The sequence below is a fragment of the Kitasatospora purpeofusca genome, assembly GCF_034043715.1.
Lineage (GTDB): Bacteria > Actinomycetota > Actinomycetes > Streptomycetales > Streptomycetaceae > Kitasatospora > Kitasatospora purpeofusca_A.
In genome coordinates this window covers 108434-134323 of record NZ_JAXCLC010000008.1, presented here as the reverse complement: position 1 = coordinate 134323, position 25890 = coordinate 108434, and the positions used below count along the sequence as shown (strand labels likewise).

Genomic DNA, 25890 nt, shown 5'->3' with positions numbered 1-25890 from the left:
CGCTGCGGAGTGGACGCGCCTCCCTCTCGAGAGGGAGCTGACGACGGGAGGCTGCGGGAGGACAACCGGACAGCCGCTGGTCTGGCAGGATGACCGAGTGCCCAGAATTCTCGCACCGCTTCTGGCCAGCGCCACGTACGCCCGCTGGCTGCACCTGCTGACCGGCTGGATCTTCGCGGGCGTCATCCTGATGATCTACCCCGGGACTTACCACAAGAGCCTTACCGAGATCCTGGCGGAGAGCGTGGCGGTGGACGTCGTGCTGCTCGCGCTGATCGCCATGCTGCCGGCGGTCAGACGGGTCGAGGGCATCCAGGCGCGTCTGCTGCTGGTGCCCGACCGGGAGGAGGACATCACTGCCGAGCCCGCCCGCACTTGGGCCGATCGGTGGCGTACGGCGACCTGGTTGATCGGACGGATCGCACTCGGCTCGGCGGCCGGGGTCGTCTCGGTGTTCACGTTCACTGTCCTCTATGATCTCCTGATCGCGCCCAAGGCCATCGTGGTCGGTGTCCAACTGGCTTACCTGGAAAGATCGTTCTGGTACCTGCCGGTGATACCACTGTTGGTATTCGGCTACGGCTGGCTGATGGTCTGGGCAGGCCGCCTTCAACTCGCCATGGCAGTAGGGCTACTGGGACCATCACGGGAGGAGCGAATGGTCGAGGCCGAGCTGCGGGCCGAACAGCTCCTGGAGCGCAACCGATTGGCCCGCGAGCTGCACGATTCCATCGGCCACGCAATGACCGTGACGATCCTTCAGGCTAGCGCGGCACGCGCGGTCGACGACGGGGCGTTCGTCGCCAGGGCGCTCGAAGTCATCGAGGAGACCGGACGCCAGGCGATGGAGGACCTCGAACGCACCCTCGTCCTGCTGCGCGAGGGCACCGAGGGCACGGCCATCGAGCGCCCCGGCGTCGAGCAACTGCCCGAGTTCATCGACGCCGTTCGAGCGGCCGGCAGCCTGGTCGAGGCGTCGATCGACGTGCCGCCCGGCAGACTGCCCAAGGTGCTCTCCCACGAGTCCTACCGGATCGTCCAGGAGGGCGTCACCAACGCGCTCAAGTATGCGCCCGGCGAGCCGATCAGAATCCGGATCGCCGTCCGGGAAGGGCAGTTGGAGCTCCGCTGCGCCAACGCGGCGCAGACCGGTGGCGTTCCCCGTCCCACGGGGAGCGCGTCCCGTTTCGTCGGCACGGCACAGCGCAACGGAGGCAAGGGACTTCGCGGCATCCGCGAGCGGGCCGCGCTGCTCGGCGGCGAGGCCACAGCCGGTCCCGAGTCCGGCGAGTGGGTGCTGGCTGTACGGATGCCCCTACGCTTGGGCGCGTGATGATCGACATTTTGCTTGCCGACGACGAGGAGTTGGTCCGGGCCGGGCTGCGGGCCGTCCTGGAGGCGCAGGGCGACCTGAGGGTGGTCGGCGAGGCCGATGACGGAGCCGAGGCGGTGGCGCTGGCCCGGGAGCTGCGCCCGCAGATGGTGCTGATGGACGTCCGGATGCCCACCATGGACGGCCTGGCGGCGACTCGCGAACTCCTCCGGTCCCGCCCGCCCGATGAGCAGCCGCCGCCCAAGATCCTGGTCGTCACCACCTTCGAGAACGACGACTACGTCTACCAGGCGCTGCGCGCGGGCGCGGACGGGTTCCTGCTCAAGCGCTCCCGCCCGGCCGAGATCGCTCATGCGGTCCGGCTGGTCGCGGCCGGCGAATCGCTGCTGTTCCCGGCCTCACTCCGCCGCCTTGCTGCCGGCCGGGGCAACCCGGCCGCGCGCGACAGCATGGCCCGGGCGGCGCTGACCGAGCGCGAGGCCGAGGTGCTGCGCCTGGTAGCCGGCGGCCTGACCAATGGCGAGATCGCCGAACGGCTGCACCTCGGCGTGCAGACGGTGAAGACCCACGTGAGCAGCGTGCTGGCGAAGCTCGGCGCGCGGGACCGAACCCAGGCGGTGATCGCCGCGTACGAGTCCGGCTTCGTCGAACCATCGGGGTGACGCGGCGGGGGAGCGCGGAGCGTCTCGTGAACAAGATGCGGCGGTCCGCCCCTTGGCATCGCCTGCCAACCCGGCCAACACCGGACGGCTGCTCACCGCGGCGCATGCCGGTACCGAGCAGGCCTTGGGACCATTTTGGGACCACGCGGGATGAGCGCTCATGAACGCTGACGGGTGAAAGCGGACGCTTGTGTGGAAAGTAAACATTGGGTCACCGTCGGCAGTCCGTGGCATCACTTCCGCCCAAAATCTCCAACTCACCTGTATCGCAAGATAGTTGAGCATCAGAGAAGCCGAGATCTTAAGGTCTCGGCTGTTGGCACTGGGGGAGAGGCTGATCCAGGTTCTACTGGCGTCGGTCTTGGGTTCGCGGAGGTGGATCTTGCCGTTGTCGATGGCGGCGAGGGTCCAGCGGACGTAGAGCTTGCGGACCATGAGGTGGACGTCGGACCAGTGCAGGGCGAGGATCTCGCCGCGGCGCATGCCGGTGCCGAGCATGACCTCGAAGAGGTCGGTCAGCTGGTCGGCGTACTGCTCGGCGTTGTGGCGCAGGAAGGTGGCGGCCTGTTCGGGGGTCCAGCAGGTGCGTTCGGCGGTGCGGGGCCGGGCGGGGACGGAGTGCTTGGCGGGGTTGTAGCGCAGTCGCCAGGAGCGGACGGCGGTGTTGAGGGCGCTGCGCAGGGTGGAGGCGATCCGGTAGGCGGTGACCTTGCCGCGCTTGGCCTTGCGCTGGGCGGCGATTCAGCGCTCGATGTGCTTGGGCCGCAGGTCGGGCAGCCGGTAGTGGCCGAAGGCGGGGATCAGGTCCCGTTCCACGCACGCCTCGTAGCCGGGGTACGTGTTCGGCGCGAGCTCCTCCTTCTTCACCTCCAGCCACTGCCACAGGAAGCCCGCCACGGTCACGCGCCGGTCCTCGTACACCCCGCGCGGCTCACCGTCCAACACCGCCTTCATCTCCCGGGCCGCCTCCGCACGGCTGGCGAACCCGCCGCGCTGGCGGGTTTTTCGCTTCCCGTCCTTCGGCGCCAGGTCGACCAGTACGTCCACGACCCGTGACCCGCCTCCTCCAGCAACCGCACACACCACAGACCCAACTGCCTCCCGTGCTCATCCGAACACCCACACCGCTGGTACACCCGACCACGCTGCGCACGCTGTCCCATGAGCTTCCCCTTCCCTTGGACTGGGTGGTGCCTCTGTGGCAAGAGTGGCTGTCGTATCGGGTGTGGCGGCAGAGCGTGCGGGGCGGTGCGTGAAGCACTCCGAACCACATGGCGAAGACACGCTCAAGACGACACACCGCCCGGAAGATCACCATCCGTAGTCGGTGGGTAAGCGACCATGATTCGCCTGCAGACGCCGGCCACGCGAGCTGGCCAGCGCCGTCGACGAAGCGGCCGTCGGGTTCGCTCGGCGGCTGGGGGTCAAGGGGTCGCAGGTTCAAATCCTGTCGTCCCGACTGTGAAGTCGGTTGTGAGAGACGCTACTTGGGAACCCAGGTGCCGTGCCGTCTCTTTTTGTTGTTGCGTCAGCTAGTGGTCGCATGGTGGTCGCCGGGCCACATCGGCCAGGCCGCTGAGGCTTCTTCTGTTCCTGGCTGCTGATACGCGGGAAGTCGCCGGTGCGGGCGCGGGTTCTGGTGCCAGGGGCGACGGGCGTGGCAGGCGGGCCGGCCGAGGGCGGCGCGGTCGGCGTTGTTGAGGATCCAGGCTACGGCGTCGACGGCTGCGCGGGCGGCGGGGAAGGTCAGGTCCGTGTAGATGTTCGCGCTGGTGGACAGGGTGCGGTGGCGCAGGGTCTTGGAGATGACGGGCAGAGGGACGCCGGCTGCGGTGGCGAAGCTGGCGGTGAGGTGGCGTAGGTCGTGGAGGGCGATGCGGGGGACGCCGGCTTTGTCGCAGAGCAGGTGGAAGTGGTCGAGGACGTTCTTGGGGTGCAGGGGGCGGCCGTGGCGGTGGAAGACGTAGCCGCCGGCGGAGGTGATCTGGCCGAACGCTCGTGTGCCGGCCCGGTCTTCGAGGGTGTCGACAACGCGGTCGGACAGAGCGACCCACGCCTTGCTGCCGGGGCTGCCCGGTCAGATGAGGCGGGCGCGGTGGTGGGCGGCGGTTTCGCGGACGAGTTGGGCGAAGCGTTGGCGGCTGCGGCTCTGGTGTTCCTCGGTCTGTTCGTCGTCCCAGTCCTCGGCGTCGCCGAGGTCTTCGTCCGTGTCGAGGTCGTCGTATTCGTTGTGGAGGAGCCAGCAGGCGTGGATGCCGGTGAGGAGGTCTTCGAGGAGGTCGCGGGCGGGGCGCTTGGGGTCGAGGGGGGTGAGGCGCAGGGCGATGTTCTCGAGGTCGGGGTCGTCTTCGCCGGTGTATTCGGCGAGGGTTTCTTCGAGGTCGTCGAGTTGTTCGCGCAGGGCGGTGGGGTCGGGGAGGAGGCCGTCGGTGATGTGCATGGCGTGGCGGACGAGGCGGTGACGGCCTGGTGCGGGGTGGCGCCGTCGTCGATGAGGCCGAGGACGAGGGTGGGGGTTTCGTGGGGGAGGGATTCGATGTTGTCGGCTTCGAGGACGACCTGGGTGGGTTCGTAGCCGGAGGCTTCGGCGGTGACCTCGGCTGCGGCGGCGAGCCAGTGGGCGGCTGCGACGGCGGCGGCGGTGGGGTCGATGGTGGAGAAGAGTTCGGCGGGGCCGAAGGGGTCGTTTTGGAGGAGGCGGTCGGCGGCGGCGACCTGGACGGGGGAGGCGTCCTCGCGGCTGAGGAGGACGGCCTGCTGGGCGCGGCCGGTGAGGTCGCCGAGTTCGGCGTTCTCGACGGCGGCGAGTTCGGTGGCTGCCTCGGCGAGTACGGCCGCGGTGAGGTCCGGGGTGTCGAGGTGGTGCAGGGCGCGTCCGACGCGGTTCGCGGATTCGAGCAGGTGGCTGTAGGAGACCATCACGGCGCCGCCGCTGGGCAGGTGCGGCTTGGTGATCGCGTCCACCACCTCGGCGAAGTGCTTGCGTTCCTCCTCGCGGCGCCAGCCTTCGGTGTTGGGTTCCAGGGAGTCGGCGGCGCCGGCGGGGTGGGTGTAGGTGCGCCAGGCGGCGTCGGAGAGCAGGGTGAGGGCGCGCGCCAGGGCCAGGAGCGTGCCCGTGTCCGTGCCGCGGGGAGGGCTTCGATGCGGGTGGCGAGGTCGCCCTCGCCGGTGCCCCAGGTGGCGATCAGCTCACGTCGGTGAAGGTCGACGCTGTACCTCGTCATGGGCTGTACCTCCGCGTCATGGGCTGTACTTCCGCTTGTATTGCGCTGCGCTGTGCGGCTGTTCGCCATTCTGGCGCAGCGGCAGGCGAGCGGGGGTGTCACGGCGGAGGACGCCCCGGGTCCGGTTGGCCTGCCGGCCGGGGTGGACGTGGTGATCGGGGGCGGCCAGCTGGTGCTGGTCGGGCATGGCCGAGCAACGGATGAGGTCCCGAGTTCCACGCGGCCACCTGGGGTCGCCATGGCCGTCGGCGCGCCGCCGCTCCGCTTGTACAGAGGTGAGAGCCAGAGGCGTGCGAAGGCGGGACGCCGGTGCCGCTGAGAGTCGGGTGTGGATGCACTCGTGCAGCGCCAAGCGGGCGGTGCCGTCCAACCCGGCCTCCAGGACATCCTCCAGTCTGCCACCGGCGGCATCTCCCAGCCGAAAACCTGCGCGGCCGGAACCGCCGCCCCTCACCGCAAGCCTGTGAAAGACCGTCCGCTCGCACGGGGTGCCGGTGGCCTGCACCCCGGGATGCTGCTCCTCGGTGATATTGAGTGCCCGTTTCTGAGCCTGTCGTGCCTGGTCAGCGGTGTGACGATGATCCGAACGGCTTTCTGGTGGTGATGGCGATGCCGTTGGGGACGGCGCGTTCCTGCTGGTGGTCCAGGTGGGCGGTGACGACGTGGACGCGGGTGGTGCCGCGGGGGGTGGCGAGGGTGTACGCCTGGTACTCCACGCCGGGTGTCACCTGCTCGGGAACGGTGTCCGGACCGGCCGGGGCTGCGTGGACGGCTCGGGTGGCGTGGGCCGGCGGTGTTCCCAGGGCGAGGGTGATCAGGGCGAGGGCCGTGGCGGCACCGGCGACGGGTCTCATGGGGCCACGGTGTGCGGCACTGGTGGCGGTGGGGCCGTGGGGCCGTGGGGCCGTGGGGCGGTGGGGCGGTGCCGCGCCGGGCCGGGCGCTGGGGCGGGCGTGCGTCCGCGCGCACTCTCCGGTGTGCAGATGGGCTGATACCGGGCATCGCCCGCTGCTTGTCGAGAGGACTGTCGTGAAGCGCATCGCTCCCGTCCGCACCACCACCCTGGTCGCGGCCGCCGTACTGGCCGGCGCCGTGGCCTGGGCCGCCGTCCCGGCCACCGCCACCAGCCCCACCGCCCACCGGGCGGCCCCCGTCCCGGCCCTGACCCTGGACTTCAAGGAGGCTCCGACCGGTAAGGCGTTCAGCACCGGCCGGATCTCGGACGGCGACGGCAAGAAGGTCGGCACCGCCTACAGCCTCTGCGACCAGGACGCCATCGCCGCCCAGGCCAAGACGGCGTTCTGCACCACGATGATCACGTTCGACGTCGACAACGGCCAGGACCAGGTCAGCTACAACGTCATGTTCCCGGTCACCGAACCGGCCTCGGGCGTCGTCTACCGCGGCCTGGTCACCGGCGGCACCGGCGCCTACGAAGGCATCACCGGCAACGCCGAGATCACCCTCGACGAGGACAACACCTTCCGCGTCGCGTTCAACTAGCCCCCGCCCGGCACCCCCGGCCCCGCCCCGCGCGGGACCGCCCGACGTGCGCGGAACGAGAGGCCCTGATCCGGGCCGACCGTCCTGACGGACGGTGCGGCGGCGTGGGTGGATCACCGGTGAGGGCAGGGACGGCCGGACGGGCCGTCCCTGGCGGGTACGGAAGCGGATGACGAGAGGGCTGCCACCCGAGCGGTCGCTTTCTCGTCGTCCGCTTCTCCGCAGTGGGAGGCGTCTTCGAGCCGGGGCCCGAGCGGATCGGCCGGGAGCAGCTGCCGCCAGTGGGGTCCTTCGGTGTCAAGGGCGAGGGGCCGGCGTCAGCGCCCCACGTCATCGGCATTGGCGCCGGGACGGGGTACGGCCGTGAGGAGTTGAGGGGGCCATGCGGGCAAGGCCGGAGCGGTGACTATGCCGAGCCGAGCAGGTCCGGACCGGCACACGGCGCGACAGGTGCCTGGAGAGTGGCGGGGTTGCGTGCGGGTGGAGCGATCGGCCCCTAGAAACCGCCGGGCCGGCTCCGGGGTTTCAGTGGGCCGGGGACCGGTGGTAGGTCGCGTACTGGCGGATCCGTTCGGCGCAGTTCACCTCGCGGCGATGGTTCAGCCTGCGCTGTACGGCGATGTGCACGGCGGCCCCGGCGATGCACGACAGGACGAGGGCGCCGGTACCGAGTGCGTGGAAGGGCCCTCTGAGGACGGGAAGCACCCAGTCCAGCGTCAGCACGGCGATGCCCAGCACGGCCAGCCAGAGAGCGGCGATCTCCCGGGGGGTGGCCGGGGGCATCGGGTTTTCGTGGTCCCATGCCCCCGCCAGGTCGCCTTTGCGGCCCAGGTGGCGGCGCTGGGGGGATGTGGCGAGCGCGAGGGCGGGGGTGAGGACCATCCATGGTGCCAGAGCCGCGGTCAGGCCGATGCAGTCGCCGGAGAGCGGCAATGAGCAGGCGAGGGCCAGGGGCAGGAGCCAGAATGCGAGGACCGCGGCGGCGGCCGGCCGGCCCCCGCGCGGCACCTCCCGGTGGGTGGGGCACGGTTTGGGGCACAGGACGCGCAGGTGGGGCCAGGTGAGAGGGGCGGGGGCGATGACTACCGCCGTGGTCATCAAGGCGACACTGCCCATGTGATCTCCCAGGTACTGGCGGAGCCCTGGCGGCCCGCTCGCCGTCGCAGATTGTCACGATTGGTGGCGATGCGCTACCTCGTCCCCGAAGCACATCGGGTGCTGGACCGCCTCGGCCCTCGTCCGGGCTCGCCGTCCCGATGGGGGGTGCACGGTGCGACGGTGTGACCGGCCGGGCGGGCCCCGGCGCCAGGGCCCCCGACCCCGACCCGACCCCGACCCCGATGACCCTGACACCGGGGACTCCGCCCCCGAGGCCGAGGCGCCCAAGTGCTCCGACCACGCCTCCGTGATCTGCACCGCCCCGTAACGCAGGGCCCCACTCCCAGCACACCCCGGTGCCCGGCCGGATGCCGTCGCGTCCTTTTCACACCGGCATCGTTGCGGTCAGCATGAAGAAGATCATCTCGGTGGCTGTCATGACGCTCGCCACGGCCACCATGACCGTGCCCGCCCACGCCCACGCCCACAACGACTCCAACTTCGGGGATGGCGCAAACGCAGCCAACCTCTGGAATTTCACCGCCGACGTGGTCTGCCTCCAGGAGGTGGCGGTCGTCCCGGTCCTGGGCGACTGGGTCGGCGGCCATGCCAACAACTGCTCCAACGGCAACGTCATCGACCACAGCGGCCGCTAGAACGCCCGTGCAGTGTCCCGGCGGTCCCCGATGGGGACCGCCGGGACACTCACCAGAGTCAGTGGCTGGGAACACTCCGGCGAGACGGCGCCGTCTCAGAGCCCGGTCAGTACCCCTTCGCCAGGTCGACGATGTACACCCGAACGTACGGATCAGGACGGGCGGCTACTGCTGGAGCGTGCTCGCCCGCGGGGCCCCGGTCTGGGTGCCCAGCGCCACCGGTAGGCGACATCGGTCATCGGCAGGAGGAGCAGCGGTCCGACGGTGAGACCAGGGTCGGTGGTCTGGTCGAGACCGGGGTCGACGGCCGGGTAGAGGTGGAACCGGCTGCAGCGGCGAGCGTTAGCCACACCACCGGTGCCCGTTCGGGGTCGTCCCCCTCGGAGGCGGCGACGGCTTGGCGGAGGTTGTCGGGCAGGGCGGGCGGTGAAGACCAGGGCGTCCCAGCCTCCGCCCGGCGCCGGCCGGCCGCAACGCTGCCGCCCGGGCGCCGCCCCGGAAGGTGGCCCGGAAGGTGGGCCATCCGTCCTTGCCCCCGTGCGGCCGGCGGGCCAACCTCGACAGCAGGGCCGGGGCGACCCAGGGCCCGACCGTCAGACCATCGAACCGACCGAGGAGGACGTCATGACCCTGTCCGAGCTACGGGCTCTGGGATTCCCCGAGCTCACCGAGACGGAGGCCGAATCCGCCGCCGCCGAGGGCCTGAGTGCGGCCCAGTGCGCGTACATCTGGACCCTCGCCACCACCAGCGCCGTGATCTCCTGCGGGGGCACCCCCTCCGACTACATGGCGATCTACAACCGCGAGTGCCGCTAGGCACCGGGCTTGAAGGGCCTGGACCGGAAGGAGGACGGGGCCGTGCGCTGGAGCAGGTACCACACCAGGCAGAGCGGGGACACCGACTGCGGGCCCGCCTGCGCACGCACGGTCCTGCGCCGGCACGGGCTGTCGGTGGACACCGCGGTGCTGCGCGATTCGGTGGGCCTCGGTGAGCGGGGCTCCAGCCTGCTCCGGCTGCGGCAGGTGCTCTCCGGCTACGGCCTGGAGAGCCTGCTGCTGCGGCTGGACGTCGCCCAACTGGCACGGGCCGTCGGGGTGGCCGGGCCGGCCATCGTGCTCGTCCGGGTGGCGGAACGCCCGCACTTCGTGGTGGTGCACGAGGCCGGCGCGGACGGCGGCTTCACTGTCAGCGACCCGCTCCGGGTGCGACCGGTGCGGATCGGCCGCGCGGATCTGGCCGAGGTCTTCCTCGGCGCCGCCCTGGTGACGGAGAGACCGCCCCGCCCCACCGGGCACCGCCGCAGGCCGCACCTCTCCCTGCGGCATCAGCCCGCCGCCGGGCAGCGCGAGCGCACCGCGCTCTGGCCGTTGCTGCGACTGCGCCGCCCGGCCCTCCTCCTGGTACTGGCACTCACCCTGCTGGCCTCCACCGTGGTCCTGCTGACCGGGCTGTTCCTCCAGATCGCCCTCGACGCACTGGCGCGCGGTGGCGGGGACCGCACGCTGGCGGTGCTCACCGCCGGATTCGCCTCCGTGGTCCTGGTGGCCGCCGGTGCGCAGTACCTGCGCGGCCGCGTGACGGTAGCTCTGGCGCAGTGGCTCCAGCGGGAGTTGTCGCTGCGCTACGTTCGCAAGCTGGCCCGGCTGCCGCTCGCCTTCCACCAGGGTCGGCGCACCGGTGACCTGGTGGGACGCCTGGACGACGTCCAGGAGATCCAGGTGCTGGTCGCCTCGACCACGGTGCGGGCGGTCTTCGACTGCTGCGTGCTGGTGACCGCGGCCGGCTACCTGGCCTGGCGGGATCCGGTCGTGCTGCTCCTGGTCCTGCTCTCGGCCGGGGTGAACGCGGCCGGCTCCGCCGCCCTCTACCGCACCGTGCGGGAGTCCTCCGAGGAGGTGCTGCAACGGGACGCCACCCTCAAGGCGGAACTGTTCACGGTGCTGCGCGGACGCTCGGAGGTGACCGGCCCGGTGCGCCGGGCGTACGCCACCGGCCGGGTGCGGCACGCGCTGGACCGGCGGGTCGAGGCCGCGACCAGGCTGGGCCGGGCGGAGAACCTGAACGCGGCTGCCAAGAGCGCCACCCTGGGCGTGACCTCGGTGCTGCTGGTCTGGGCCTGCCTCACCCGGGCACTGGCGGGTGTGCTCACCCTCGGCCAGGTGCTCGCCCTGCTCGCCGTCGCCGGGTACTTCCTCACCGCGGCCGACTCTCTGGCCGCGCTCCAGATCCGCCTGCAACGGCTCGGCGCCGCCCTCGGCCGTTACCGCGACGTGCTGGCGCAGCGCGAACCGCCCACGGCGGCCTCCAGTACCGGAAGCGGCCCTCGCACGGGTACCGGCACCGGCACGGACCTGCTGGTGCGCGGGTTGACGGTGCGTCACCCAGGTGCCGTGCGGGCGGCGGTGAGCGGCTTCGACCTGACCGTCCCGGCCGGCACCAGCTGCCGCCTGGAGGGGACGAACGGGGCCGGCAAGAGCACCGTGCTCCAGGCCGTCGCCGGGCTGCGGCCCGGGTACGGCGGCAGCGTCACCCTGGCGGGCCACGAGCTGGCCGGGCTGCCGGAGGTGACCGTCCGGCGGGAGGTGCTCTACGTCCCGGAGGTGCCCGCGCTGTTCGCCGCCTCCGTCCGGGAGAACCTCACCCTGGGCGCCGCCAGGTCGGAGCAGGAGCTCGCCGAGGCGTGCCGGCTGGCCTGCCTCGGGGAGGTCCTGGGGAGCCTGCCGGGCGGTCTGGACGAGCCGGTGCGCGAGGACGGCGCCGGGCTGTCGCGCGGTCAGGTCCAGCGCCTCGGGCTGGCCCGCGCGGTGCTGGCCGACCCCCGGATCTACCTGTTCGACGAGTCCTTCAGCTCGCTCGACCCGGAGACCGCCACCCGCGTCTGGCGCGGCCTCGGCGACCGGGGGGCCAGCCGTGTCCTGGTCTCCCACGGGCACCCCTCGGCCTTCGAGGCCGACCAGCGGGTGACCGTCACCCGGCCGGAGGAGGGTTGATCACCGTGCGCTTCGACGACCTGCGCCGCCACCACCCGGAGCACCCGGGCCCGGCCGCCTCCCGCCTGGACCGCGACCTCCCGTTGCTCCGGGAGCTCGGCGCCGGGCTGACCGGCCGTCACCTGACGGCGGGCCGCGACCGGCGGGCCACCGCCGAGGAGTACCGGCTCCGCCCGCCCTCACCGGTCACCGCCGTGGTGCTGACCCGGGACGAGGAGGCGGCGATCGGCCCGTGCCTGCGCGCCTTGGCCGCCGACGCGGACCGGGTGCTGCTGATCGACTCCGGTTCCACCGACCGCACCGTCCAGGTCGCCCGGGCCCAGGGCCTGCCGGTGCAGGTGGTCCACGCACCGTGGCGGGACGACTTCTCCCACCACCGCAACCTCGCCTTCCGGCACCCGCGCCCCGGCTGGTTCCTCCACGTGGACGCCGACGAGGTGCTCGCGCCGGAGTCCGCAGGGGCGGTACGGCGCGCCCTCACCCTGCTCGACCTCCTCTTCCCGGACGCCGGCCTGGCCGGGTGCCCCGAGGTCCGGGACATCGGCCGTCCGGCCGGCGCCTTCCCGGCCCGGGCCGTACGCGCCGCCGGTGCGCTGCGGTTCCGGGGCCGGGTGCACGAGCGCCCGTACGACCGGGACGGCGAGGCCCCGGACACCGTCCGGTTGGACGTCCGCTTCGACCACCACGGGCACCGGCCGGAGGCTGTCGCCCGCCACCGCAAGCTCCCCGCATACGCCGAACTGGTAGACCGATGCGCGGCCGAGGAGCCGGACAACCCCAAGTGGCTGTACTACCGCACCCAGGCGGCGTTGCTCGGACCGCTCCGCCCCGACCGGGCCCGCAGCCTCTACCGCGAGCTGGCCCGGGCCCTGGACGAGCTGCCCACCGATGCCCCCGGCTACTGGAGCGAGCGGCGTGGTGACTCCTGGGCGCTGCTCTGCGACCTGGCCCTGCGATTCGGCGGCGCGGCCGAGATCGCCGACCGCACCGCGCAGTTGGAGCGGGCGGCCCGCCGTGCGGAGGCCGTCCTCTACCGCTCGCTCGCGGCGGCCGGCGCCGCGTTCCGCACCCTCTCGGGCGTGGTCGACGCGATCGAGGAACTACGCCCCCGCGAGCGGCCGCAGGACTCCCGCCGGGCCGGCACGCTCTACGAGCTGGAGGCCCTGGCCGCCCTCGCGGGCGGGCGGCACCGGGAGCTGCGCTCCGCGCTGGTGCGCGCGACGGCGGCCGGCGCCGGGGCCGGCGTACGGGCCGAGCTGGCGCGGCTGCGCCGGATCACGCAAGGTCAGGAGCAGGAGTCCGGAGGGCCTCGGCCGCCCGGTCACCGACGAGTGAAGAGTGACGAGTGAGGAGGAGCGGGCCATGGGTCTCGAGGACATGCCGATGGACGACTGGAAGATCCGTTCGGCTGCGGGCAAGGAGTACGCCTTCGACTCGGAGGAGGAGGCGCGGCAGGCCCTGCCGGAGTACGGGGACGGCGCGACGCTCTGGAAGCGCCGGGCCTACCGGGGCATCCTGCACCTGACCATGTCGCCGGGCGGGTGGAAGGAGGTCACCGACTGACCGGCGTTCACCGCCGGCTGTTGTGGAAACCGATCAACAGCGCTCCCCACCAGTCGAGTTGGGAGACAGCGGCGAAGGCCGCCCCGCGCAGCAGCAGTGGCGGGGCGGCCGTTCGTCGCCGCACACCGCCAGGTGGCACAGGAGGGCACCGGCCTGGACGCCGTTGAGGGCGATCACCAGGACCAGCGGGCACCCGGCCACCGCGGCGCCACAGTCAGGACGTCCACCAGGCGCAGCGCACCCGACGGCAGGGCTTCCACCGGCCTGATCACCGTGGCTGAGGCGCGCTGCGCGCTGCCCTGCCGGGGAGATCGCTGCGGGCGGCGGCTACGAGGGCAACAGGCAGCTGAACGCCGAGCGGCCACGCCTGCCTGAACGTCAACGCCAACCGACCGTATGGCGACGGAAAAGGCTGAGTGATCAAGGCGTTCGATGTGCCGGACAACCACAAGCTCTCCGCGTACGCGATGTGCGTGAACCCATAGTCCCCCTGCCCCACCCAAGCCAGCGATTCCCACCCGCGGTCCGCCGGCACGCTGGCACGCCAACAGCGGGCGGCCCCGTGCTCGGGACCCTGGGATGACCACCAAGTGGTCCGGGCGGGCCCGGGATCTCCACGTCGGGGTGTGCGATGACCAGGTGCTCGGCGGCGCAAGCGGTGCACAGCCCGGCGTCGTCCGCGTGCGGGTCTGCAACACGTCGGGATTCCTGTCCATGATCCGCCGTGCGGCTGGTCATGGACCAACAGGGCTGGTCAGGCCGATATAGCGACGGTTCGAGAAGGCTCGTCTGATCGGTTGACCGTCATGCAGGAGGGAGGGACTCGCGCCGGTCCGCCGACCGGCGCGAGTCCCTCCCGTTGGTGCTGCGGCGCGTCCGAACGGCGCTCTCCCGGTCGTCGGTCGTTGTCACCGGCTGGTTCACACGGTCAGAGACAGCTCAGCCCGTGGCCGGCGGCCAGGGTCCATACGACGAGAGTGCCCCAGATCCCGGGAGAGGGCTTACGCCCCCTCACGGCCCCGACGGCTATTCCCAGGACAATGGACAGCAGGGCCGCGCCCTGGAGACTCCAGGCCCATGCGAGGAATTCGGAGTGGCCCGGCCGTGACAGGATCCGGAGAACTCCTGCGGGCAGCACCAGAAGAGCGCCGAAAACGGCGATCGAATCCTCTGCGGTGCTCCCGCGCGGGGGGAGTGGATCAGACATCACGGGCTTTCTTCGGGGTGGATTTCCGGACTGTACCGACGACAGCGGCCTCGTTCAGCTGACTATCTTGGCGAGCTCGTCGATGACCCAGATCTGGACACCGCCGCTGAGCAGCCAGCATGCCCCGCGAACCGCCGCCCCAGCACCGGGCTGCGGGCCCGGCCTGCGCCGCGGCCGCCCGCTCCGCTGGGGCCGCCCGCCCAGGGGCGGCAATACCCGGCGAGGGTCCGCAGCGACCGCGTGGAGGGCCGCAGGGGCGCGCCCGAGCGCCGGATCTCCGCCGCTACCCGTAAGGGCCGTTCGGCATGGTCGGGCCGCCGCCGTGGTGGACCGGATTGCTCGTGCAGGCAGACCTCAGCTGGGCGGCCTCCGCGGTGCGCCGTCGTTCGATCAGCAGGCCGGTGACGTCTCCCTCCCTGCGGTGGCGGTCACGCCGGACCAGGTGGACAACGGCAGCGCCGGCCAAGCCGCCGAGGCCCGCCAGGAGGCCGACAATCGTGTACATGTTTCTCCGACTCCCGCGTCCGTCCCTTTCTCAGCCCTTCTTGAAACCGATGGACCCGCTGGCGCACTGACGCCATTCGTTCTGGAAATCTTTGGGCATCTTGCTGACGACTCCGCCGTTCGAGCGCAGGTAGGTGTAGATGCCCTCGCAGTTCTGCGCGGTCGGCGAAAAACTCGACGAGCCGCGGTCGCCGGCACCTCCGCCGAAGTTCATCTCCCCGTCTGCGGAGGCGGGTGGCGAAGCCGCCAGCAGCAGCGCGGGCACGGCGGCCACAGCCAGGGCGGACAGTGAGACGGATCGGATCAGGCTACGCATAAGAATTCCCTCGGTCAGTCGGGCGAATCGCCCACGAGAATTAGATGCGATGCCCGTTCCTTGCGCCACGAAATAGGGGGTGCCTGGGGGTGCCTCGTGATTTTGACAGCGCCAGCGGTCCAGCATATTCTGGGGGCGGGGAAATCCTAAAAATGGAAAGCATTGGCATGGCACTGCACCCCCTGGCGGTTCTGCGGACCTCGATCGGTCTTTCACACCCCGCCTACGCACGGCTGGTCGCGCGTACGCACGCCGAGCTCGGCTTCGGGCAGATGGCCGCGCGCCGGGAGAAGGTGTCCCGCTGGGAATCGGGCCGGATCGCCCCCGAGACCACCGCGCAGCTGGCCATCGCCCACATCCACGACATCCCCCAGGACGACGTCCTGCGCCTGGGCTGGCCGCACTGGCTGCTCCCGGCCACCGGGGACACGAGCCTGCTGACGAGGCCGTGGACCGCGGACGGCGCCATCGCCGCCATCAACAGCCTCCCCTTGGCAGCCGGGCCGTGCGCCGCGCACCTCACCGTCACCGGCCCGGTGCTCGCCGCCCAGATCCGCGCTGCCCTCACCTGCCTCTCCGATGCCCCCCGAAGCTGCTCTGCGAGCGGGCACCCCGCCCTCGCCAAGACACTCGCCTGGACCGGGACCCGGCTCCGTGCACTGGAGGCACTCGAGGCCGGAACCCCGATCCCGGTGGCCGCGCTGCACACGGCCGCCGAAGCCGAGTACGACCTCATCACCCCGCTGCTCACAGCCCACGGCCCCGACAGCCCCGACGGCTCCCGACTGCTGCTGCTGGCCGCACGTGCCGCCGCCCTGCGCGCGTGGCTGTGCGGCGCCCAGGGCGAGGAGACCTGGGCCGAGCGCTACGCGCTGGCCGCACTCCGCGCCGCGGCGGCGGCCGGATCCCGGCGGCACACCGCCGCCTACCTCTCCCAGCTCGCCGTCCGGCACCTGCGCTTCGGCGATCCCGGCGACGCACTGGCGCTGATGGCCGCCGCGCGTACCGTCCTTCCCCGGCCTGCGCCGCGGTTGGCGGCTGCCCTGGAGAGCCGGGAAGCGCGCTCGCTCGCCGCCTTCGGCGATGCGGGCGAAGCCGTGCGCGCCCTCGAGCGGGCCGGCCGGGCCCTGCGGGGCGCCCCGCCGTGGCACACCGACGCGCAACCCTCCTGCGCGGCGGTCGACGAGAGGTACCTCGCCCTCGCCCACGGCAACACCTGGCTGCTCCTGGGCCGCGCCGAGCGGGCGCTGGCGTACTTCGAGTCGGCGCCGGACGCCGCACCGGCCCACCGCTCCCCCCACCTGGGCGAGCGTCTGCGGGCAGTGGTGGTGGCTCGGCTGGAACTCGGCGACGCCGACGCGGCAGCAACCGACATCGACCACGCGCTCGCCCTGGTCGGCCGCCTGTCCCCGTGCCTGCAGGAGTGGTTCGGCGAGCGACTCGCCCCGCACGCACACCGCCCCGCCGTCGCGGGCACGCTGACCCGCTTGTCCCCGCCGGCCCGGATGCCGCTGCAGGAAGCCCTGCCCGAGCGGTAGGAACCGGCGCTCCCCGCTGACGAGGCAGACAACCGGTGGTGTCGTTCAGTGGATCTGTCCGCTTCAGTCCGTGGGGATACGGGCTGTGGCACCCTCGCGCAGTACGGTTCCCTCCATGATGCCGTAGGGCCGGTCGGGGGCGTAGAAGACCTCGTTGTCGTTGTCGAGGTCGAAGGGGTTCAGATCGACGGCGAGGTGGTGCATGTTCCTGAGCGAGAGGCGCACTTCGTCGAGTTCTCCGCGGTGTTCGAGCATGCGGGTGCCCATGGCGTACAGCGTCTGCTGCTGGGAGAAGCTGTAGGTGTCGGCGAATGCCTGGAGCATGTGGGTGCGCGTCCGGTGGTGAGCGCGGGTCCAGCCGTCGGAGGGGCCGTCGTCCGTGGTTGTGCGGTGCCGCCACCGCGCGGTGATGGCGGGGGTCATGACGCGGTCTGCGGTGTCCAGGAGCGTGGTGTAGCGGTCCTGGGCGAAGCCTTGGAATTGCGATCCTGATGTCTTGAAGGCGTGCAGGCCCGTCAGGCCGCAGGTGACGGAGAACTGTGTGCCGTCGTAGACGACTTCCGCGGTGCGGGTCTCGCTGCCCGACCGGGTGAAGGCATGCTGGGCAGGCGGGGCGCTCTCCGCATCGAGGGATTCCGGGGGAAGGGCCGCGTTCCACGAGTACTCCTCGATCCGAACGCGGGAACGGTGGATCGGCGGGTGCGAGTCGACGAAGTGCCGGGCCAGGAGAATGCCGAAGTCCTCGATCTCGTTGATTCCGTGTTCTTTGGCGAACGCGTAGACGGTGTTCTTCTGGGTGTCGGTGACGAGAACCTTGCTGTTGTCACGGCCCAAGTGGGTGTCGTCCAGATCTCCGGAGAGCGAGATGCTGACACTCAGATCCTTGATCCGGTGGCTCTCGGGGCCGCGCTGCACACGAACGACCCTGACCTGCTCCTTGCCGTACTGGTTCTGTCCGAGGACGATGCGCATGACGGGCCAGCTCCTGGGGGTCGCAGAACGCATGGGACGGTACGGCAAGGCACAGGTTGCGGACAGCCCCGGTGATCCTCTGGCCGGCCTGGCCGTCCGAAGTCTGCAGGTCACCGATCTGGGCGTCTTGCGGTGTAGCTCGGGTGCACGCGGCGCTCGTGCCGATTCACCATTGGGAAGGTGACGGCTGCTCTTGGGGGCGACGGAGCTAGGCCAGGACCCGACCACGGCCAAGGAACCCTTATACGGCGGCGTTCGCGGTGGAAAGGATGCTGAAGCGGGTGGAGTTGGTGGAGCGGTCGCCCTGGGTGTCGCTCCCGGTGGGGACGATGATGCCGGTCGCGGGGATCAGCTGTCGGGGGGCGTCGTTCTGGACCTGGAAGGGGATGTTGATGACGGTGGGAACAAGCGGTCCCAGCGCCCCCAAGCCGGCGGGGACCGCCAGTTGGTAGACCGAGGGGATCGCCGGGTCGTCGTTCTCGTACAGGGCGGTGAGCCCGGAAGGACGGCCGGCGGAAGGAACCCGGGTGTGGAAGGGCGTCGTGAAGGTGAAGCAGGCCGGGTGTGAGGTGCCGTGGAGGAGGGTGCCGGCCCCGTTGTAGAAGCTGAATGGAATGCTCTCTGCCGCGCCGCCCACGACGAGGGGCTTTTGGGGGACGGTGAAGTACAGGTTCGCGTTGCCGGCCGTCGGCGCGGCCAGGCTGGCCCCCAGGAAGGTGAACAGCCAGTTGTTACGGGTCAGATCGCTGTCGGCATCGGTGGTGTTGGCCGCGTCGGTGGTGAAGATCGCGCGCCCGATCGGCGGCAGGTTGGGATGACCGGCGTCCAGAGCACATGAGAGCGTGAGGGTCTTGGTGGAATTGGCGGGGAAGCCGTCGAAGGCGACCTTGATGATGGACGGCACCTCAGGTGCGGCGTTCTCATAGAGCCAGCTGGATGTGCCGCCGGCGACAGTCGGCAGCGCGTTGATGTTGGCGTAGAACGGAGTGAGTACTTTGAGCGAGACGGGGCCGGTCGCGGCCACGCTGCCGAAGTTTCCGACCGTGATGTCGATAGTCACATTGCCACTGCCGTCATAGACGGCCGTGGCCGTCCTGCAATAAAGATTCACCGTGTTGAGCAGCAACCGGGACGGCTTTTCCGCGGGCGTGCCGCGCGGACCCGCGACTGCGGCACCACCGGGGACAGCAGCCCCCAGACCCAGCGCAGTGACGCCCAGGCCGGCGGCTTTGATCAGGCTGCGTCGCCCGAGCCGGGCGGGTTCGGGCGAGGTCGAGTCGGGCATGGAGCGCCTCCGAAACGTAAGCAGCCGGGCAAGTCGTTTCCCGCTGGCTGGACACGATCGTGACACACCGACTACGAAATGATTCCACGGAAACGAGCCAATGTGAAATATTTGTGCAGCTACGCGGCCTCCTGCGCCCCTTGGAATCTCCGACACCAGAAACCGTCAACAGTCACACAAAATGAAGAATCGTCATCGTGTCAGGGCGACATCGTTCCGAGATCCGTCTGTTTCGGTGCTGATTCAGAATCGGTGCGGGCGGAGTTCGGAGACCGGGGCCGGATGAAGGCTGGCACGGCTTCCGGGGGATCATGAGGTGTTGAGCCCCTGATCACGATGGAATACCGTGCCTGCCCGCGAATCATCCGCCCATCCCTGCGGACCTGGGCCGCCTCACCGCTGCCCGCCCTCGATATCGGTACAGGGGCTGGAGTTCGGGGGAGCCGGTCGTCGAGTCACCGCTGGGGCGCGAGGCGTCTCTCTCCCCAGGAGGGCGGGGTCAGGTCGAGGATGTGAGGCGAACCGGCGGCTCAGGGCGGCGTATGGCCGTTGGGGCGGCGGTGCGAGGTTGGTGCCCGGGGCGCTGGTGCCACGGATGGCGTTCCTGTGGTGCGGGGGTGTCCGGGGGTGGTCCGGGCGCGCTGACAGCCAGCCCGCCGGTCCTCGTACCGCCGAGGGTCGCAGGAGCGTCTTCGAGGGCGTGATCGCCGGAGCAGAGCCGGGTCAGTGTGGGGCCGGGCTGTGCCCGGCTTGGGTGCGGTACTGCAGCGGGCTGAGTCCCAGGGTGCGGTGGAAGGCGCGCCGCATGGCTTCCTGGCTGGGGTAGCCGGCGCGGTGGGCGATGTGGTCGATGCTGTCGGTGCTGTCCTCCAGTAGATGGCGGGCGGTCTCCAGGCGGGTGCGGTCGACGTAGCGGCCGGGCGGGACGCCGGTCTCTGCGGTGAAGGCCCGGGTGAAGTGCCGTGGGGACATGCTGGCGCGGTGAGCCAGCGCGTCGACGCTGAGGTCGGAGTCGGGATGGTCGGCGATCCACTGCTGGATCTCGCGCAGTCCCGGCCGCTCGGCGGTCTGGGCTCGCAGCTGGGTGGAGAACTGCTGCTGGTTGCCGTGACGGCGCAGGAAGAGCACGAGGTGGCGGGCGATTGTCAGGGACGCGTCGCGTCCGAGGTCGTCCTCGACGAGGGCCAGGGTGAGGTCGATGCCACTGGTGACGCCGGCTGAGGTCCAGATGCGGCCGTCGCGGGCGAAGATCGGTTGGTCCTCGACCCGCACAGCGGGGTGGCGCGTGGCGAGTTCGGCGGTCCGGCTCCAGTGCGTGGTGGCGCGGCGACCGTCCAGCAGGCCCGCTTCGGCCAGCAGGAACGCGCCCGTGCACACCGAGGCGGTCCGTCGACAACGTGGGGCGTTGGCGCGCAGCCAGGCGACGACGTCGACGTCCAGGACCAGGCTCCCGTCCGGTGTGGTGGAGCCGCCTGGGACGAGCACGGTGTGCGGTACGGGCGCCGCGTACAGGTCAAGGTCCGGGGAGAGGGTGAGTCCGCTGGAGGTGCGCACCGCGCGCCCCTGCGGACTGGCCGTGCGGATCCGGTAGGCCGCCCCGTCCGGTGTCGCGGGCGGGCGGCCGGCGCGGTAGGCGTTCGCCGCGGCGAGCACCTCCAGCGGGCCGGCCACGTCCAGTCCGACGACACCGTCGAACAAGATGAACAGGACATCGCGGACCTTCGTCACACCGTCCAGCCTCCACCCGTCCGGCCATGGCGGCAACGCCACACGCCCCCCTTTCCATGCCATGCCGCAGGCAACGCCGATGCCTGCCCTGCGGGCGGGTGAGCCCGGTCCGATGGCTGGCCCCGCACGGCGAAACCCCACGATTCAGAGGAGAGTGGCAGCGCGGCCGGGCAGGACCCGCAGGGCGGCGTGAAAGGCGGGAATGCCGTCCTTGCCGCCACGATCGCCCGGCGCAAGGCTGGGCTGCGGTAGCCGATCGATGCAGGACGGAGAAGGCCATGAACCTGTGGACCGTCACCATTCCCACCATCCGGCCGACCGGGGCTGGTTGGGTGAGCGGCACTCAGACCTGGTTCGTGACGAGCACCTCATCCGCGCAGGCCGCCAAAGTGGCGCTGGGCCGGTCACAGTCACCCGCTTGCGTCCGCCACCGGCGCGGTGCCGCTCTCGTTCCCGACCGGATGACCTGTGCGCCTCTGCGCGATGACGGAGTCCTGGGATACCGCCACTGATCGCGGGAACTCACGCGCTCCACGTCAACAGGCGTGCCCGGTCCGCTGCGGCACCACCTCCGGGGCCGTGCGGACCCGCTGCCTCTGTTCAGGGCGGGCGAATGCCTCGCCCGCCTTCGTCTACGGCCGTAAGGCCGCAGGTCACGACCCGAAGGAAGTGCCCCGATGTTCTCCCCGATGAGCAAGACCGTTCTTTCGGCCGGGGCGAGGCCAGCTCGTACTGCGTAAGCCCGGGGCCGCTGAACCTGAACGAGCATCGCGCCGTCATCAAGTGCACCGTGGAGCGGGGACGCGGAAACTCCCACGGCATCACCTTCCCGGTCTACGGGTCCTGGGTGGGCGTGGCAAGAAGTCGGTCGCCCTGTGCCCTCTCAGCCCCAGTACAGTCGGCTACTCGTACCAGACGCGCTAGATCATGGACCACCGCACCCCCCTCGGCAGCCGCGCCCCCGCCGACCTCGAACTGCGCATCAGCGGCGAGGCGGTCCCTGTCCAGCCGGGCCTCGGCTTCATCAGGAGGCGCTCCCGGCGCGTCGACGTCCGCTACAGCGGCCACGACTACCGTCTGGCCCCCACCACCACCACCAGCCGAAGCGCGCTGCTGCGAGAGGGGGTACCGATCGGCGAACTCCACGCCATGACCGACGGCAGTGCGAGAGCGCACTGGCCGACGGGTTCGGGAACCACCGCCGCCGAGGCGGCGCCGGCCTACTCCCTGGCCGCGGCCTTCGGAATCGGCTCGCCCGGACTCGTGAAGTCCGCCATCGGCGCCGGAGTCGTCTCATTCCCGTTCTGAGGCAGCGGTCCAGGCGTGCTGTGACACTCTGCCCGCGGCGACAGGACGAACTGATCCCGATCCGAACACCGGCGCACCTCGGGTGCCACCTGTGGCCGGCCCGACCTCGACTGGGTCAGACCGGCCACAGCCACGCAGCCCCCGGATCTCCCGACACATCCACGTCGCCGGGTGGGGCCACAGGGACGGGTACTCCGCTCCGCTGGGGTGCTAGCCGACGTCCGTACCACCGTGGCCGCCGTGCCGCAGTTTGCGGACGGATCGTGTCAGGAGCACGGCGCCGCCCAGGAACAGGGCGGCTGCGAGTGCCAGGATCCACGGTGACTTGGCAGGCTCCGGTGCTGCGTACCCCATGCCTGCGGCGATGAGGATGAGCGCGAGGACGACGCCCGAGAACCCTGCCCACAGTTTCCTTGCCGGTGCTGCGACCACGGGAGCTTCCTTCCTGGCTAGGGGGTGGTGAAGATGGGGAAGACGGTGGAGTTGGACGAGTGAGCCGTTGCCCCGGTCTGCGGACCCATGGCGTTCACCACGTCGTCGAAGGTCACTGTGGAGGAAGGACCGCAGACGGGTAGCTTCCTGGCCACGCAGGCTTGCAGCACGACCTTGCCCTGGATCTGGTAGCGGCCGCCCTGTCCGCTGACGACGTAGGGCTGGGTGAAGTCCATGCGGATGCCCAGGGGTGGTCACGACGAAGTCGATCTCCCCCGTCCGCGTCGTGTACATACCTCCCCCGGGATAGAACTTGTAGACCTGGCTGGAGACGGTGTTCCCCTCGGCGTGGGCGGCCGGCGCGAGCGCCAGTCCCGAGAGTGCGGCCATGGCGGTTGCGCCGAGGCAGGTCACCTTACGGATGAGCCGCGTCCCGGGGGGCGGGGGGGGGGGCCCCACCCCCCACCACCTCTGTGCGTTACCATATTCAAGAGAAGTATTGGCCTTATATAGGGGAGCCAAGCATGAGCGTGACGACGATCGACTTGGACGATGACGCCCTGGCGAAGGCCCTGCGCGTCTCCGGCGGCGCGACCAAGAAGGACGTGGTCAACGCAGCCCTCCGTGAGTACGCCGAGCGCCACGAGCGGGCCACCCAGCGCGCTCGGCACATGCAGGCCGCCCAGCAGTGGGACTACGAGGGATGGCAGCAGCTCCGTGACGCCGAGAAGCGCGGCAAGGAGTGATCCAGTACCTCGCCGACTCCACCGCCGTGTGGCGGCTGGCACGCGAACCGCACCTGAACGACGCGTGGGGAGAGGACATTGACCTGCGCGTCATCGGATCCTGTGCTCCGCAACGCACTGAGTTCCGTCACTCCGCCCGCAACCTCGTCCACTACGAGCAGATGGGCGAAATGTTTGCGGACCTGTACCCGGACGTGCCCCTGCCGAAGAACATCTGGGGCTGGATCGAGTCCGCGCAGTTCCAGCTCGCCCGGGCCGGTGGAGCCGTCCGGGCGCTGTCCACCGTCGACCTGATGATCTGTGCGACCGCAGCTCACCACGGGCTGATCGTGCTGCACGACGACAACGACTTCCTCACCGCGGCGGGTGTCCTGCCCGACGTCCACCAGCGCAGCGTCCGCGACATTCCGGCATAGGCGGGTAGCGGCATGCCGCGAGGTGGTGCTTTTACTGATGTTCTGCCCGATGAAGATCTCGCAAAAGACCCGCGACGAGCACGGCGACGGTTCGACGGCTGTGGCAACGGAGTTCGATGCCGAGGCGGTGACCGGAATGGCCGCCAAGTCGGAGGAGTCCGCGGCCAAGGGCAACCGGGTCCACCTCCCGCTGGCGGACTGACGTCCACTCGCGGCCGGGTAGCGCCCCGGCGGGCTTCGACGCCTGCCGGGGCGGTGCTGTGTCCGTCGGCAGGTTCCGCGGACACGGCCACCTCGGTTCGGCTACCTTGAGTGCGGCCTTGATCTCTCTGTGTGAGGAGCTGGTATGCCGTACTCACCGCTGCTGGTGAAGCCGATGAAGGAGGAGCTGACTTCGATCGGGTTCAAGGAGTTGCTGGACTCCGGGGCAGTCGACGCCGCGATGGGGGACATCGGGACGGGCATGACCTTCGTGGTCATCAACGCCGTGAGCGGCACTGCGGCCGGCATCGCCCGGCCCGGGGTCCGGATCGCGCTGGAGAACGGCTCCAAGCGCCCCGACAGGCTGCTGACGGTTTTCGCCGAGCAGGACCTGGAAGCCACCGCGCGGATGCGTGCCCATTTCGCGGACATCCCGCCGTCCGAGCCCTCGTTCGCCCTGTTCAAGGACGGCGAACTCGTCTACTTCATGCCGCGCCACCGCATCGAGGGCAGTGACGCCCAGGTCGTGGCCAGTGATCTCGGTGCCGTGTTCGACGAGTTCGGCGGGTAGTCCCGACCTGCCGTCGCTCCGCTACGGCCCCTGCCTTCGTGCGGTGGGCGACAGGGACCGAAGGGCGGCCGCCCGGGTGCTGACGCCCGGACGGCCGCCCTTCGGTGGTCAGACGTCCCAGGCGCTCACGATCGGCTCCGGCCGTTTCCCGCCCGCCGCACGGTCGGGGGCGGTGCAGGTCAGGCGGCGTCCTCCGGGTACCAGCGGAGTTCGACGGTGTTGCCGTCCGGGTCCTGGACGTAGATGGAGGTGGCGCTGCCGCGGGCGCCGTAGCGGGGGACCGGGCCCTCCAGGACGTGGAAGACGCCGGCGTCGATGACCTGCTGCCAGTCGAGGGGGTCGACGGTGAGGCAGATGTGGTCGACGTTGGACTCGCCGCGCGGGCGGGACATCAGGTCGATGATCGTCTCGGGGGTGACCCGGAGCGACGGGAACGAGACCTTGCCGGCGCGCCACTCCTCGACCCGCACCGGCTCCAGGCCGAGCAGGCCGCCGTAGAACTCCAGCGAGCGCTCGATGTCGCGGACGTTGAGCACGAGGTGGTCGAAGGCCTTCACGCGGATGGCGGTCATGATGGCTCCAGTCGGGAGGGGTGCTGCCGGTGACGTGTTCCACGATCCGCCAGGCAGCCGGTGTCATCAAGACGGCATCGGTCAACGATCATTGAGCCGGACTAAACGGTGGAGGGGTGGACGGTGCTGGAACGGGTGGAGATCGAGGTCTTCCTGACGCTCGCGGAGGAGCTGCACTTCGGCCGCGCCGCGGAACGCCTGCGGCTCAGCACCGGCCGGGTCAGCCAGGTGGTGCGACAGCTGGAACGGCGGCTCGGCGGCTCGCTGTTCGAGCGCACCAGCCGGTCGGTGCGGATCACCCCGGTGGGCCTGCGGCTGGCGGAGGAGCTGGCGCCGCTGGTGGCCGGCATCACGGCGGCGGTGCGCCGGGCGGCCGAGGCGAACCGGGGGGTCGCCGGGGAGCTGCGGGTGGCGTTCCTCGGGGAGGGGACGGCACCCGTGCTGCTCAGGGCCGTCGCGCTGTTCAACGAGCGGCACCCGGACTGCCTGGTGGACGTCCGCGAGGCCCAGCTGGCGAACACCCGGTCCAGTCTGCTGGACGGTTCGGTGGACGTGCTGATCGCCGCCTTCCCGTTCGACGGGATGGCGAACGGCCCGGTGCTGATGACCGAGCGCCGGGTGCTCGCAGTGGCGGCCGGGCACCCGTTGGCGCGGGCCGCCTCGGTGTCGCTGGAGGTGCTGGGCGACCACCCGGTGGTGCAGTACCCGGCCGTGACCTCGGCGGCCTTCAAGCGGGACCGCACCCCGGACCGGACCCCGTCGGGGCGGCCGGTGCCGCCCGGCCCGGTCGGCGAGACCTTCTCCGAGATGCTGACGCTGGTCGCGCTGGGCCGGGGGGTGCTGCCGGTCGGCGAGCTCTCGCTGCGCTACCACCCGCGTCCGGACCTCGCCTATGTGCCGATCGAGGACGCCCCGCTGATCGAGCGCGGTCCGGTCTGGCGGGAGGGGAACACCACGGAGCGGGTCCGCGAGTTCGTCCGGGCGGCGGCCGACTCGGTGGTGGCCGACTCGGTGCCGGCCGACCCGGTGGCGGCGGACTCCGCGGCGGCCGGCTCCTAGGGCGG

At 70.9% G+C, this 25890-nt stretch carries 29 protein-coding genes; 16 read left to right on the top strand and 13 right to left on the bottom strand.

Features of this window, described 5'->3' with window-relative positions:
• Positions 1-97: 97 nt before the first annotated feature.
• Together SM793_RS06745 and SM793_RS06740 are read left to right on the top strand one after the other, a co-directional pair.
• A complete protein-coding gene (locus SM793_RS06745; RefSeq protein WP_320437101.1) occupies positions 98-1333 on the top strand; it encodes a sensor histidine kinase in 1236 nt (411 codons plus the stop codon).
• On the top strand, positions 1333-1995 hold the full coding sequence (locus SM793_RS06740) for a response regulator (RefSeq protein WP_413815889.1): 663 nt from the start codon (positions 1333-1335) through the stop codon (positions 1993-1995). Before SM793_RS06745 ends, SM793_RS06740 begins: the two co-directional genes overlap by 1 nt.
• A 741-nt stretch (positions 1996-2736) precedes the next feature.
• Here the strand turns inward: SM793_RS06740 and SM793_RS06735 are convergent.
• From SM793_RS06735 to SM793_RS06725, 3 genes are all read right to left on the bottom strand, one after another.
• On the bottom strand, positions 2737-3042 hold the full coding sequence (locus SM793_RS06735) for an Arm DNA-binding domain-containing protein (protein WP_320437099.1): 306 nt from the start codon (positions 3040-3042) through the stop codon (positions 2737-2739).
• 481 nt (positions 3043-3523) lie between these two features.
• Positions 3524-4039 carry a tyrosine-type recombinase/integrase gene (locus SM793_RS06730; RefSeq protein ID WP_320437131.1) on the bottom strand — a complete coding sequence of 172 codons (516 nt, stop codon included), beginning with the start codon at positions 4037-4039 and terminating at the stop codon, positions 3524-3526.
• Positions 4040-4072: 33 nt separating this feature from the next.
• Positions 4073-4435 carry a hypothetical protein gene (locus SM793_RS06725; protein WP_320437098.1) on the bottom strand — a complete coding sequence of 121 codons (363 nt, stop codon included), beginning with the start codon at positions 4433-4435 and terminating at the stop codon, positions 4073-4075.
• Between the two features lie 29 nt (positions 4436-4464).
• On the opposite strand from SM793_RS06725, the gene SM793_RS06720 reads away from it, so the two are divergent.
• Positions 4465-5196, top strand: a complete 732-nt coding sequence (locus tag SM793_RS06720) for a hypothetical protein (RefSeq protein ID WP_320437097.1) — start codon at positions 4465-4467, stop codon at positions 5194-5196.
• 586 nt (positions 5197-5782) lie between these two features.
• On the opposite strand, the gene SM793_RS06715 is transcribed toward SM793_RS06720, so the two are convergent.
• The gene (locus SM793_RS06715) at positions 5783-6073 is read right to left on the bottom strand and encodes a hypothetical protein (RefSeq protein WP_320437096.1); all 291 of its coding nucleotides are present in this window, start codon (positions 6071-6073) and stop codon (positions 5783-5785) included.
• A 175-nt stretch (positions 6074-6248) separates the two neighbouring features.
• Between SM793_RS06715 and SM793_RS06710 the strand changes: the two genes are divergently transcribed.
• Entirely contained in the window at positions 6249-6722 is a 474-nt protein-coding gene (locus SM793_RS06710; protein ID WP_320437095.1) for a hypothetical protein, read from the top strand.
• A 525-nt stretch (positions 6723-7247) separates the two neighbouring features.
• Here SM793_RS06710 and SM793_RS06705 read toward each other — a convergent pair.
• On the bottom strand, positions 7248-7820 hold the full coding sequence (locus SM793_RS06705) for a hypothetical protein (protein WP_320437094.1): 573 nt from the start codon (positions 7818-7820) through the stop codon (positions 7248-7250).
• A gap of 410 nt (positions 7821-8230) precedes the next feature.
• Between SM793_RS06705 and SM793_RS06700 the strand changes: the two genes are divergently transcribed.
• From SM793_RS06700 to SM793_RS06680, 5 genes are all read left to right on the top strand, one after another.
• Positions 8231-8476 (top strand): hypothetical protein, encoded by a 246-nt coding sequence (locus SM793_RS06700; protein WP_320437093.1) that lies wholly within the window; start codon positions 8231-8233, stop codon positions 8474-8476.
• Between the two features lie 624 nt (positions 8477-9100).
• Positions 9101-9292, top strand: coding sequence for a sublancin family glycopeptide (locus tag SM793_RS06695; protein WP_320437092.1), 192 nt, complete (start codon positions 9101-9103; stop codon positions 9290-9292).
• A gap of 42 nt (positions 9293-9334) precedes the next feature.
• Positions 9335-11467 (top strand): peptidase domain-containing ABC transporter, encoded by a 2133-nt coding sequence (locus SM793_RS06690; protein WP_320437091.1) that lies wholly within the window; start codon positions 9335-9337, stop codon positions 11465-11467.
• A 5-nt stretch (positions 11468-11472) separates the two neighbouring features.
• The gene (locus tag SM793_RS06685; RefSeq protein ID WP_320437130.1) at positions 11473-12816 is read left to right on the top strand and encodes a glycosyltransferase; all 1344 of its coding nucleotides are present in this window, start codon (positions 11473-11475) and stop codon (positions 12814-12816) included.
• Between the two features lie 13 nt (positions 12817-12829).
• Positions 12830-13030, top strand: coding sequence for a hypothetical protein (locus SM793_RS06680; protein ID WP_320437090.1), 201 nt, complete (start codon positions 12830-12832; stop codon positions 13028-13030).
• Between the two features lie 1490 nt (positions 13031-14520).
• Here SM793_RS06680 and SM793_RS06675 read toward each other — a convergent pair.
• Both SM793_RS06675 and SM793_RS06670 read right to left on the bottom strand, forming a co-directional pair.
• The gene (locus tag SM793_RS06675) at positions 14521-14742 is read right to left on the bottom strand and encodes a hypothetical protein (RefSeq protein WP_320437089.1); all 222 of its coding nucleotides are present in this window, start codon (positions 14740-14742) and stop codon (positions 14521-14523) included.
• A 30-nt stretch (positions 14743-14772) separates the two neighbouring features.
• Positions 14773-15057 (bottom strand): hypothetical protein, encoded by a 285-nt coding sequence (locus tag SM793_RS06670; RefSeq protein ID WP_320437088.1) that lies wholly within the window; start codon positions 15055-15057, stop codon positions 14773-14775.
• Positions 15058-15224: 167 nt separating this feature from the next.
• On the opposite strand from SM793_RS06670, the gene SM793_RS06665 reads away from it, so the two are divergent.
• Positions 15225-16595, top strand: a complete 1371-nt coding sequence (locus tag SM793_RS06665) for a hypothetical protein (RefSeq protein ID WP_320437087.1) — start codon at positions 15225-15227, stop codon at positions 16593-16595.
• Between the two features lie 63 nt (positions 16596-16658).
• Here the strand turns inward: SM793_RS06665 and pucL are convergent, their stop codons facing one another.
• From pucL to SM793_RS06650, 3 genes are all read right to left on the bottom strand, one after another.
• Positions 16659-17567 carry a factor-independent urate hydroxylase gene (pucL, locus tag SM793_RS06660; RefSeq protein ID WP_320437086.1) on the bottom strand — a complete coding sequence of 303 codons (909 nt, stop codon included), beginning with the start codon at positions 17565-17567 and terminating at the stop codon, positions 16659-16661.
• Between the two features lie 241 nt (positions 17568-17808).
• Positions 17809-18852: a hypothetical protein gene (locus SM793_RS06655; protein ID WP_320437085.1), complete on the bottom strand. Its 1044-nt coding sequence runs from the start codon at positions 18850-18852 to the stop codon at positions 17809-17811.
• Positions 18853-19575: 723 nt separating this feature from the next.
• Positions 19576-20580 carry a GlxA family transcriptional regulator gene (locus SM793_RS06650; protein WP_320437084.1) on the bottom strand — a complete coding sequence of 335 codons (1005 nt, stop codon included), beginning with the start codon at positions 20578-20580 and terminating at the stop codon, positions 19576-19578.
• 927 nt (positions 20581-21507) lie between these two features.
• On the opposite strand from SM793_RS06650, the gene SM793_RS06645 reads away from it, so the two are divergent.
• Complete coding sequence (locus SM793_RS06645; RefSeq protein WP_320437083.1) at positions 21508-21888, top strand: hypothetical protein; 381 nt, start codon at positions 21508-21510, stop codon at positions 21886-21888.
• 210 nt (positions 21889-22098) lie between these two features.
• Here the strand turns inward: SM793_RS06645 and SM793_RS06640 are convergent, their stop codons facing one another.
• Together SM793_RS06640 and SM793_RS06635 are read right to left on the bottom strand one after the other, a co-directional pair.
• Positions 22099-22320, bottom strand: coding sequence for a hypothetical protein (locus tag SM793_RS06640; protein WP_320437082.1), 222 nt, complete (start codon positions 22318-22320; stop codon positions 22099-22101).
• A 17-nt stretch (positions 22321-22337) separates the two neighbouring features.
• Positions 22338-22556 (bottom strand): hypothetical protein, encoded by a 219-nt coding sequence (locus SM793_RS06635; protein WP_320437081.1) that lies wholly within the window; start codon positions 22554-22556, stop codon positions 22338-22340.
• A 288-nt stretch (positions 22557-22844) separates the two neighbouring features.
• Between SM793_RS06635 and SM793_RS06630 the strand changes: the two genes are divergently transcribed.
• The 4 genes from SM793_RS06630 to SM793_RS06615 all read left to right on the top strand — a co-directional run bounded on the left by SM793_RS06630 (position 22845) and on the right by SM793_RS06615 (position 24254).
• Entirely contained in the window at positions 22845-23066 is a 222-nt protein-coding gene (locus tag SM793_RS06630; RefSeq protein ID WP_320437080.1) for a type II toxin-antitoxin system VapB family antitoxin, read from the top strand.
• Entirely contained in the window at positions 23063-23482 is a 420-nt protein-coding gene (locus SM793_RS06625) for a PIN domain-containing protein (protein ID WP_320437079.1), read from the top strand. The genes SM793_RS06630 and SM793_RS06625 overlap by 4 nt, the downstream gene beginning before the upstream one ends.
• A gap of 49 nt (positions 23483-23531) precedes the next feature.
• On the top strand, positions 23532-23684 hold the full coding sequence (locus SM793_RS06620; protein WP_320437078.1) for a thiamine biosynthesis protein ThiC: 153 nt from the start codon (positions 23532-23534) through the stop codon (positions 23682-23684).
• 144 nt (positions 23685-23828) lie between these two features.
• Positions 23829-24254: a BrxA/BrxB family bacilliredoxin gene (locus SM793_RS06615; protein WP_320437077.1), complete on the top strand. Its 426-nt coding sequence runs from the start codon at positions 23829-23831 to the stop codon at positions 24252-24254.
• 179 nt (positions 24255-24433) lie between these two features.
• On the opposite strand, the gene SM793_RS06610 is transcribed toward SM793_RS06615, so the two are convergent.
• The gene (locus SM793_RS06610) at positions 24434-24826 is read right to left on the bottom strand and encodes a VOC family protein (RefSeq protein ID WP_320437076.1); all 393 of its coding nucleotides are present in this window, start codon (positions 24824-24826) and stop codon (positions 24434-24436) included.
• Between the two features lie 123 nt (positions 24827-24949).
• Between SM793_RS06610 and SM793_RS06605 the strand changes: the two genes are divergently transcribed.
• Positions 24950-25885 carry a LysR family transcriptional regulator gene (locus tag SM793_RS06605; RefSeq protein WP_320437075.1) on the top strand — a complete coding sequence of 312 codons (936 nt, stop codon included), beginning with the start codon at positions 24950-24952 and terminating at the stop codon, positions 25883-25885.
• Positions 25886-25890: the final 5 nt, after the last annotated feature.